We start from the raw sequence: 9,889 nt of genomic DNA, 5'->3' as shown, positions 1-9,889 counted from the left end.
AAATAGTAGCGCGATTGGATGGAAGAGTCAAGGCGAGGGAGCGATGTGAGCGGTAAAAGAAGATCGTGCCACGCGATGTGGCTCCGCCACTTCGTGTGCCGGTCGTAAGGTGCGCGGAGGACATGGTGGAGGGGTTGTGTGTGGGTTTGTCGGGAGAAAGGTCCCCAGTGTGAAACCGCGAGTTCAAAACTCGCGTAATGTCCCAGTCGAACTTCACGACGGGCACACGAATCCGCCCGAGGCGGAATCGCGTGGCACGGTGTTTGTCGTTTCATATTGGGAACGACTTGTGCCACGCGATGTGGCTCCGCCACTTCGTGTGCCAGTCGTCCCGTGCGCGGAGGACATGGGAGAGGCGTTGTGTAAGCGGCTTGTCGGAAAGATGCTCTTCGGGCCGGAACCGCTGGTTCAGGGCGTTCGCAATGTCCCAGTCGATCTTCACAACGGGCACACGAATCCGCCCGAGGCGGAATCGCGTGGCACGGTGTTTGTCAAACGGTACGTTGCTGAAACGCAACGCCCCGCCGGAATCCTCCAGCGGGGCGCTAACAAAATGTGGGATAGCCGTTCCGGCTGTCCAGGACAGGCGGGACGCCCACCACGGCGCGTCTTCGACCTATCCTACTCCTACTCACACAGATCAAGAATCCCCGGGCGCCGCTGCCGCCTACGAGGCGGCCAGTATGCCCAGTAGTTCTTCGGGAGATATGGCGGGCACAGGTGATTTGGAGAAATCCGGCTTATTGCGCGTCACGATGTAGTCACAATCGGCTTCACGTGCGGAGCAGGCGACAACGGCATCTTCCAGATCGCCCATGGGGGTTGCGATAGCCGCAGTCAGCACTCCGCCGTCGCACGGTGCAATCTCCAAGGTGTTGACCAACCAACCTGCTGCGCGTCGCGCCTCCGCCTGCCCCACGACCCTTCTTAGCACGTAATACACCGTAGTGACGGCATGAGCAGGGAAACACCCTTGAATCTCGCCTTGAATCACGGCGCTCACGGCCTCCGCCGATCGCTGTTGATGTGGATCGCGCTGCTGGAGGATGTCAAGCGCAATGTTGGTGTCAAACATCACCTTCATGTGTGCTTTTCGAGTATGGAAGCGAGGCGCGCATCGTGGAGGTCAATATCTGCGGGTAAGATCCCCGCGAATTGGGCTACTTCCGGGTCGATCGAATATGCGGAATCCTCCAGCATCGGCTGGATTCTCACCCGGGCGCCCTCGGGAAGGGACGAGGGGCTGTCCAGGACGATTACCCCTTGTCTTACGTGTCCGATGATCTCCATATGCAAGCTCCTGCGTTGACCCTTGTATTGTAGCACGCAGGCAACAGGCCCCAACACCATCAGGTTGGTGCCACGCGATGTGGCTCCGCCACTTCGTGTGCCGGTCGTATGGTGGCGGAGGACGCGGGAGAGGCGTTGTGTGTGCGGCCTGCCGGTAAAAAGTTCTTCGGGCTGGAACCGCGCGTTCGAAACGCGTGTAATGTCCCAGTCGAACTTCACGACGGGCACACGAATCCGCCCGAGGCGGAATCGCGTGGCACGGTGTTTGTCATACGGTACGGTGCTATAACTCAACGCCCCGCCGGATTCCTCCAGCGGGGCGCTAACAAAATGTAGGATAGCCGTCTCGGCTGTCCAGGACAGGCGGGACGCCTATCCTACTCCTACTCACACAACTCGAAGATCCCGGCGCCGCCCATGCCGCCGCCGATGCACATGGTCACCAGGCCGTACTTCACCTTCCGCCGCTTCATTTCGTGGAGCAGCGTGGCGACGAGTTTGGCGCCGGTGCAGCCGAGGGGATGGCCGAGGGCGATGGCGCCGCCGTTGACGTTGACGATTTCCTCGTCAAAGCCGAGCTCGCGGACGACGTGGATGGTCTGGGTGGCGAAGGCTTCGTTGCATTCGACGAGGCCGATGTCTTCGGGCGTGATCCCGGCCATTTCGCAGGCCTTCCGGATCGCGGGGACCTGGGGCGGGCCGAGGTACTTGGGCTCGCCGGCCTGCACGCACCACGCGCGCATCTTGCCGAGGGGCTTGAGGCCGTGCTTCTTGACGGCCTCGCCGCTGGCCAGCACGCAGGCGGCGGCGCCGTCGCTGGTCTGGCTGGAGTTGCCCGCCGTGCACACGCCGAGCTTGGGCGAGGCCGCGAAGGCCAGGCGCAGCCCGCCGAGCACCTCGGGGGTGGTTTCCGGGCGCGGTCCTTCGTCGGTGTCGAAGGTGAAGGTCCCGCCGTCGGGCGTCTTCACCTCGACCGGGACGATCTCGTCCTTGAATTTACCGGCGGCCACGGCGGCTCCGGCGCGCTGCTGGCTGCGGGCGCCCCAGGCGTCGGCCTCTTCGCGCGTGATCTTGAAGTCGCGCGCCATGTTGTCGCCGCAGTTGCCCATGGCGATGAAGATGTCGGGCATCTCCTCGGCGAGCGTGGGGTTCGGGACGACCTTGTTGCCGCCGCCGCCGATCATGCTCATGGACTCCGTGCCGCCCGCGACGGCGATGTCGATCATGCCGCACTCAATTTTCGCGGCGGCCACGGCCATGGCCTCGGTGCCGGAGGAGCAGAAGCGGTTGATCGTCATGCCGCTGACGGTCTTGGGCAGGCCCGCGCGCAGGAGGGCGATGCGGGCGACGTTCATGCCCTGCTCGGCCTCGGGCGTCGCGCACCCGATGACCACGTCGTCAACGGCGGCCGGGTCGATCCCGGCGGCGTCCACGGCGCCCTGGATGGCGAAGGCGGCCAGGTCGTCCGGGCGCGTCTGCGAGAGCGTGCCGCGGCCCGATTTTCCCACGGCGGTGCGCTTGGCGGAGATTACGTATACGTTGTCCATGAAATTATCCTTTCAGCAATCACGACGGCCGCGCCGTCTGAAGGCGAATTTGAAGATCTTCACCACGAATGAACACGAATTTACACGAATAGGATAGTCAACGTTGAATCTGGCCCGACCAGCGAAGTGAATCACCTTGCCGCGGAGCGTCTTCCCCGCGAACGGAGCTGTCGATTTACTTAACTCACCCTACACTATGGAAGGAATGAGCCGATCCGTCATCCCCGCGAACGCGGGGATCCAGCAACGTGATCGCACAAACCTCTGAATTCCACTGGATTCCCGCTTTCGCGGGAATGACGCTTTAAGACAGTAGCACAAACTTGTGGGTTTTGAGGCGTCCGCATCAGTTAAACCGACAGCCCCGAACGCGGGGATCCAGGAGCGCGGAAGCGCATACCTTCGTACTCCAATGGATTCCCGCCTTCGCGGGAAAGACGGACCTGTTGGCATTTCTCAATCATTCTGGACGTTGCCGTGCATGTTCTCGCCCTGCATAAAAACAACGCGATTATCGCGGCATGTAGAGCCCAAATTCGTGTTCATTCGTGGTTCAATTTTTTGTTTAACGTTCAGCCCGCCGCGTTTAATTCCGCAGGGGTTTGTTGTTCATGAGCATGTGCTGGATGCGCTCGGCGGTTTTTTCCGTGCCGCATAGGCTGAGGAAGCCCTCGCACTCGAGGTCGAGGAGGTCCTGCTCCGTGATGCGCGCGCCGGCCAGGCGGTTGCCGCCGACGAGCACGTTCACCACCTTGCTCGCGATGAGCGCGTCGTGCTCGCTGGCCCAGCCGCTCTGCTGCATGTTCCACACCGCCGCCTTGAAGGCCGCCGCCGGCCCATCGCCCAGCGCCTTGAGGCGCGGCGGACGCGGCGGGGCGTACCCGGCGGCCACCATACCCAGGCACACCGCCTTGGCCTTGGCCACCTGGTGTTCGAAGTTTGGCAGGACGATGTCGCTCGCGCGGAAGTAGCCGAGATCGATCGCCTCCTGACCGCTCGTGCCCACTTTCGCCTGGCCGATGGCCTCAAAGGCGCGTCGGACATAGGGGAACGGGTCCGCCAGTACGTTTTCGGGGCAGTATTCCATCGCGCGGATGTGCATTTCCTTGCAGCCGCCGCCGCCGGGGATGAGGCCGACGCCCATCTCCACGAGGCCGGCGTAGGTCTCGCCCGCAAGCACGACCTTGTCCGCGTGCTGGCAGATTTCCACGCCGCCGCCGAAGGTGTAGTGGTGCGGCGCGGCCACGATCGGCTTGCGGCAATATTTCATGCGCATGCCCGTGCCCTGCAGCCCGCGGACCGCCTTCTCGATGCCGTCCCAGTTCTGCTGCATGATCTCGCCGAGGATCAGGAAGATATTCGCGCCCGCGCAGAAGTGCTTGCCCTGATTGGCGATGATCATCCCATCGAACTTATCCGCCTCCAACAGGTCCACGCCCGCATTCAGCATGGCGGTGAGGTCCGGATCGATCGCGTTCATCTTGCAGTGAAATTCGCAGCAGAGGATGCCGTCGCCGAGATCGATCAGGCTGGCGCTGTCGTTCGTCTTGACCACGCTGGTCTTCTGCGTCTTGATGTTCGCCAGCACCATCTCGCGCGGGTTCTTAGGCACGGGCTTGTAGCCCTTCGACGCGATATCGAAATACTCCTCGACGCCGTTTTCCACGCGGTAGAAGCGGGTGTGGCCCGATTCCTTCAGGGCCTTCGCGATCGGCGGCAGATCGACGCCAATCGCGGCCATCTTCTCGCACACCGTCTCGAAGCCGAGGGTGTCCCAGGTCTCGAAGATGCCCGCCTCCCACGCGAAGCCCCACTTCACCGCGTTGTCGATATTCACGATGTCATCGGCGATTTCGGGGATGCGGTTGCCCGCATACTGCGCCAGGTGCGCGAACTGCTTGAAAACGAACTGCGCGCCCGGGTCCTCGCCGAGATACATGATCTTCAGCTTCTCGTCCAGCGCTTCCACGTTGCGGACCGCGCCGGTGCACTCGAAGCGCGGCTTGATCGGGTCGCGGTACTCCAGCGTCTCGGGATCGATGCCCAGAATGATCGCCTTGCCCTTTTCGTCGCGCTCGCTGGTCTTCTTGTAGAAGCCCGATCCGCTCTTGTTGCCGAGCAGGCCCTTCTCCACCATCTTGTCGAACCACGCGGGCCCCTGCATCAGATCGGCGCGCTCGTCGTCCGGGCAGCCGTTGCGCACATTGCCCACCACGAGCTTCAGCGTGTCCAGGCCCACCAGATCCGCTGTGCGGAAGGTGGCCGAGGAGGCATGCCCGATGGCCGGACCCGTGAGCGCGTCGATTTCCTCCACGCTCAGGCCGTCCTTCGTCATCTCGTGCAAGATAAACTGCATCGCGAAGGTCAGCAGGCGATTCGCCACGAAGTTCGGCGTGTCCTTCGCGTGCACGATGCCCTTGCCGAGCACGTTCTCGCAGAAGGCCGCCATCATCTCGATCACTTCCGGCTTCGTGGCCGGACCGGGGATGATTTCGAGCAGTTTCAGGTAGCGCGGGGGATTGAAGAAGTGCGTGCCCAGGAAGTGCGCCGACATCTCCGCCGGCATGTCCGCCGCCATCGCCTGAATCGGGATGCCGCTCGTGTTCGAGCTGAGGATCGCGCCGGCCTTGCGGTGCTTTGCAACTTCGCCGAACACCTTCTTCTTGATGTTCAGGTCTTCCTTCACCACCTCAATGATCCAGTCGCACTCCGCAATCCGGGCCATGTCGTCGTCGAAGTTCCCGGTCTCGATCAGGTCGAGCGAAGCGCTGGAATAAATCGGCGAGGGCTTGGCCTTCGCGAGCGCGGCCTTGGCCCCGTCGGCGATGGCGTTGCGCTTGCCCTTCTTTTTCTTGTCGGCGTCCGAGAGGTTGGGCGGCACGATGTCCAGCATGATGCTGGGGATGCCGCAGTTGGCGAGGTGCGCGGCGATCGCGGCGCCCATCACGCCGGAACCAAGTACGGCCACGCGGTTGATAGTGGTCATGGAACGAGATCTCCTTCAGGACGTGCCCAATGCCTGTTTGTACTTACCGGTCGTTAGATGCGGCCCGCCATCCTACCCCCGGACGCCGCGTTGCGTCAAGGCCCGGGCGGAAACGGGGATGGTCGCGCATGCCGGTCATGCGCCCTAGCTTACCCTATTCGGAGGGGCCGTTGACAGATCGGTATCGGGCGAAAACGGGAATTTCGTGGTACACTCCCGGTATCAAATGCGGGAAACCGGCGCCCGCGGGCGCCGTGGGATTGAGGAGACAGGTTGTATGAGTGAGGATAAGAAGCGTATTACCATTGCGGATCTGCCGGAGAGCGCCGTGGCGGAGCTTGCCGCCGAAGGCGCGCAACAGGCCGCCGATGTCAAGGGCGGGCTCCGTATTGGCGCGCGTCTGGGGCTTCGCGCGGGCATTCGCGCGGGCATCCGGCAGTACGACGGCATTCGCAAGCTGAACACAACCACCAATTCGTGGACGTCCAAGTAATTCGGGCGGGTGCGCGGTGACCGGGGGGATCTGGCTTGCGGGCATGCCCGTGTATCCGCTCTCCTTCGCGGATCGCCACGTCCCCGCCGTGCCGCTGGGTTGCGTCGACGCCGCCCGGGCGCGCCTGGCCGAAGCGCGTGAAGAGACGTACCTCGCGCAGATCGACGCCGAGTACCGCGCGGTGCTCGGGGCGCTGCTCGAAGCTCACATGCCCTTCCGTATTCTTAACCTGGGTTCTGCGGAATCGGCGCTGGCCGACGCCTTGCGCGCGGAGGGCTATCCCGAATTCCGCCTGGCGCTGCCCGAGCCCGGCAGCGCCTACGCCTACCCGCGGGACCTCATGGTCTATCTGAAGGGCTTCGGCATCGCGCTCGTGCCGGAGGGCTGGGCGGCGGAGGACGCCCTCGCGGGACTGGCCGTGGAATGCTGGCCGACCCCGTGGGCCGAGGGCGGGCGCGCGCTGGTGAGCGGGGATACCATGGTGGTGTTTCGCCACCCCGAGAAACCCGCCGCGCCCGATCAGGCGACGCTCGACCGGCTCCGTGAACGCGGCGTGCGGGTGGTGGAATTGCCCGCAGGGATCTTTTGCACGCTTGATCGGGACGGTGACATCACGCGCGTGTTCCATGAACACCACATCGATCGCGCGGCGGGCCTGGCGCGCGGGCCAGACAGCGCGACCCATCTGCTGCTCGCTCCCGGTTTCCGCACGGGTCCCCTCCTCTCGCCGCTCTCAAAAAGCGCCTCGCGGGACGCGGTCCGGCGCGCATGTGACGCGGCCGATCTTGCCTTGCACGTGCTGCCCGACACCGCGCCGCCCTACGCCGCGAGCCTCGTGCAGTCGGACGCGGGCGTCATCGTGCTCGGCGCGCACGATCCAGACACCGTACAGGCCGCGACCGAAGTGGCGGGAGCGGGGCAGGTCGTTACCACGGCGGTCGAACTTTCCCACTTTCCCACCTTCGCCGGCGCGGGTATCCACTGCCTGGTGACAGAGAGCCCGGAGTTTCTGGCGGTGGCGGGCGGGATCCCGGAAACCGAATCCCCGTAGCTGTCGCATTTCCGGCTTGCATGGGGGCGGGGGCATGCGTCATAGTGAATTGCCCCGGCGCGCGTGCTTGCGCGGGGACGTTTTCACGATTGATTCCGGGGTGGCGTGTGCAAGAACACGCCGCGCCCCTGGCCCGCGGGCACCGGCCCGCCCTGCATGAAGGAGCAAGGACCCATGAAAGTCGGGATGAACCTGTTGTTGTGGACCGGCGGCGCGGACGAAAGCCACCTGCCGCTGCTGGACAAGATCAAGGAATGGGGTTTCGATGGCGTCGAATTCCCGATGTTCGCGGCGGACGGATCGCCGTGGGAAGTGCTGGGCGCCCGGTGCGACGAGCTGGGCCTGGGCCGCACCGCCGTCACCGTGCTGCCGCCGGGAACCAACCTCATCGGCGAGGACGAGGCCGAGCGCGCAGCCGCCGTGGCGCACCTGAAAGCCTGCATCGATTCCTGCGCGGTCCTCGGCGCCGAGGCCCTCTGCGGGCCGCTGTACAGCCCCGTGGGCCGTCTTATCGGCCGCGGCCCGGTCCCCGAGGAGACCGATCGGGCCATCAAGGGCTTCCGCGAAGTGGGCGCGCACGCGGTCGCGAAGGGCGTCGTCCTCTCCATCGAGCCGCTGAACCGTTTCGAGACCTACTTCCTCAACACCCAGGCCGACGCGGCCAACCTGGTGCGCGCCATCGGTGTCGAGGGCGTGGGGGAGATGTACGACACGTTCCACGCGAACATCGAGGAAAAGGGCCTCGCCGAGGCCATTCGAGCGGGCGGGAAGTGCATCAACCACGTTCACATCTCCGCGAACGACCGCTCCACCCCGGGCGATGACCATATCGATTACGACACCACCTTCGCCGCGCTCAAGGAAATCGGCTACGACGGCTGGATGGTGATCGAGGCCTTCGGATCCTGGATCCCGGATCTGGCCGGCGCCACGTGCATCTGGCGGACCATGGCGCCCAGCGAGGAATACCTCGCGACCAACGGGCTCAAGATGATCCGCGAGAAGTGGGGCGCGTAGCGCGATTCGCCAATACGTAACACTTTAGCGGAATGAAGTTGACTTGATTCCTCGTCGACACAAACCCGCGTTGCAACGGAAGGGCGGACCAATGGGAGCGCGGGCGGCCCGCCCGCATTGCGCCGAAGGCGCGAATTTGATCAACGGCGGTGGACCGGGTCCAGTCTTCCTCCCGATCAAATGTGCCGATATTGCGAACACGCTATGCACCTCCGGTGCATTGCAGGCGGGGACGCCCTCCTACGGCGCGTCTTCGACCTGCGCTCCCAGCCTTGCGCGCTCTCCTCGTAGTGTCGCGGGAAGCTGGCGAAAAGACTGGCTCAACTTCAGACGGCTAATGTATTACGCCAATACAACACAAATCAGAAACGCGCGGCCCCGGGTGGGCCGCGCGTTTTGCATGTACTCGGGCGCGTCTATTCTCCGATGGTCTCCGCGATCACGGCGTAGGCGGCGCTGCGCTGGGCCGGGGGGAAGTCGTGTTCGGCCTCCGGGTATGCAACGTGGAGCTTGTGCGCCGCGCTGAAGAGTTCGTAGACAGGCGTCGCGGCCGTCACGCAATCCTCCACGCCGCTCACCTCAAAGTTCTCGTCGTGCAGCGGGGCGTTAATAAAGACCGCGCGCGGCGCCAGCACCCCGAGGATTTCTGTGAAGTCGAAGGGCATTTTCGCCGGGTCCGCGTCATATTCCGACAGAATGCGGGGCATGTACCCCTGGTGGCTCCAGCCCTTCAGGTTGCCGCCGTAGTACTTCGCGAAGCGGTTGAAGCCGCAGCTGGTCACCATGACCTGGATGCGCGGGTCAAACGCCCCCACATACAGCGTGTTGTGCCCGCCGAGCGAATGGCCGATGGCCCCGATGCGCGCCGGGTCGACCTCCGGCAGGCTCTGGAGCAGGTCTACGCAGCGCATGTGGTTCCAGATGCCCTTCATGGTCGCGCTCGCGTAGCCCATCGCGTAGGCGTCGATTTTGTAATCGCCATACCCCGGGTAGTCCGGCGCAATCACCACATAGCCGCGTTCGGCCAGTTCGTGGCCATAGTGGCGGTTGTGCATGCCGCTGACCCCGGCGGGCTCCTCCTTGCCGCCGGTGTAGGTCTGGTGCAGCGCCAGGATGCCGGCGGTCTTGCCGGTCAATCCCTTCGGGATCATCAGGTAGGCCGGCAGGCGATCGCCCGGCTCGACCGTAAAGCGGATCTCCCGGCGCGTGTAGGTCGGGAAGTCGACTTCCGCCACGATCTCGATGTCGAAATCGGGCTTCTCGCGCTCCGGAAACGGCCCCATAACCTGTTGCATGTTCGCGAGGATATGCGCGCGCCGGATATTCCAGTCCGGAATTGCGGCCACGGGCTGGCCCGCGCCCGATGCGTCGATATAGCGCATCAGATCCAACTTGTCGGCGTAAAAGGGCGCGTCACCGGCTTGCGCGGCGCAAGCGATCAGCAACAGGGCGGAAAGTACGTAACGGCGCATGGTCAGACTCCAGATTTCGTGCGAATTACCCGG

9 protein-coding genes are annotated in these 9,889 nt (G+C 64.0%); 3 read left to right on the top strand and 6 right to left on the bottom strand.

Annotated elements, in window-relative coordinates:
• Positions 1–271: 271 nt before the first annotated feature.
• The 5 genes from KF886_26110 to KF886_26090 all read right to left on the bottom strand — a co-directional run bounded on the left by KF886_26110 (position 272) and on the right by KF886_26090 (position 5,823).
• Entirely contained in the window at positions 272–451 is a 180-nt protein-coding gene (locus KF886_26110; protein MBX3180837.1) for a hypothetical protein, read from the bottom strand.
• A 216-nt stretch (positions 452–667) separates the two neighbouring features.
• On the bottom strand, positions 668–1,084 hold the full coding sequence (locus KF886_26105; GenBank protein MBX3180836.1) for a PIN domain-containing protein: 417 nt from the start codon (positions 1,082–1,084) through the stop codon (positions 668–670).
• On the bottom strand, positions 1,081–1,290 hold the full coding sequence (locus KF886_26100; protein MBX3180835.1) for a hypothetical protein: 210 nt from the start codon (positions 1,288–1,290) through the stop codon (positions 1,081–1,083). The genes KF886_26105 and KF886_26100 overlap by 4 nt, the downstream gene beginning before the upstream one ends.
• Before the next feature lie 383 nt (positions 1,291–1,673).
• On the bottom strand, positions 1,674–2,837 hold the full coding sequence (locus KF886_26095) for a thiolase family protein (protein ID MBX3180834.1): 1,164 nt from the start codon (positions 2,835–2,837) through the stop codon (positions 1,674–1,676).
• 586 nt (positions 2,838–3,423) lie between these two features.
• Entirely contained in the window at positions 3,424–5,823 is a 2,400-nt protein-coding gene (locus tag KF886_26090) for a 3-hydroxyacyl-CoA dehydrogenase/enoyl-CoA hydratase family protein (GenBank protein MBX3180833.1), read from the bottom strand.
• A 277-nt stretch (positions 5,824–6,100) separates the two neighbouring features.
• Here KF886_26090 and KF886_26085 point away from each other — a divergent pair, with 277 nt between their 5' ends.
• The 3 genes from KF886_26085 to KF886_26075 all read left to right on the top strand — a co-directional run bounded on the left by KF886_26085 (position 6,101) and on the right by KF886_26075 (position 8,384).
• On the top strand, positions 6,101–6,316 hold the full coding sequence (locus KF886_26085; GenBank protein ID MBX3180832.1) for a hypothetical protein: 216 nt from the start codon (positions 6,101–6,103) through the stop codon (positions 6,314–6,316).
• A gap of 43 nt (positions 6,317–6,359) precedes the next feature.
• Positions 6,360–7,367: a hypothetical protein gene (locus tag KF886_26080; protein ID MBX3180831.1), complete on the top strand. Its 1,008-nt coding sequence runs from the start codon at positions 6,360–6,362 to the stop codon at positions 7,365–7,367.
• A 174-nt stretch (positions 7,368–7,541) separates the two neighbouring features.
• On the top strand, positions 7,542–8,384 hold the full coding sequence (locus KF886_26075) for a sugar phosphate isomerase/epimerase (protein MBX3180830.1): 843 nt from the start codon (positions 7,542–7,544) through the stop codon (positions 8,382–8,384).
• 416 nt (positions 8,385–8,800) lie between these two features.
• On the opposite strand, the gene KF886_26070 is transcribed toward KF886_26075, so the two are convergent.
• Positions 8,801–9,766 (bottom strand): alpha/beta fold hydrolase, encoded by a 966-nt coding sequence (locus KF886_26070; protein MBX3180829.1) that lies wholly within the window; start codon positions 9,764–9,766, stop codon positions 8,801–8,803.
• Positions 9,767–9,889 lie beyond the last annotated feature (123 nt).

The organism is Candidatus Hydrogenedentota bacterium (assembly GCA_019637335.1).
Taxonomy (GTDB): Bacteria; Hydrogenedentota; Hydrogenedentia; order Hydrogenedentales; family JAEUWI01; genus JAEUWI01.
This window is presented reverse-complemented; position numbering and strand designations above follow the sequence as displayed.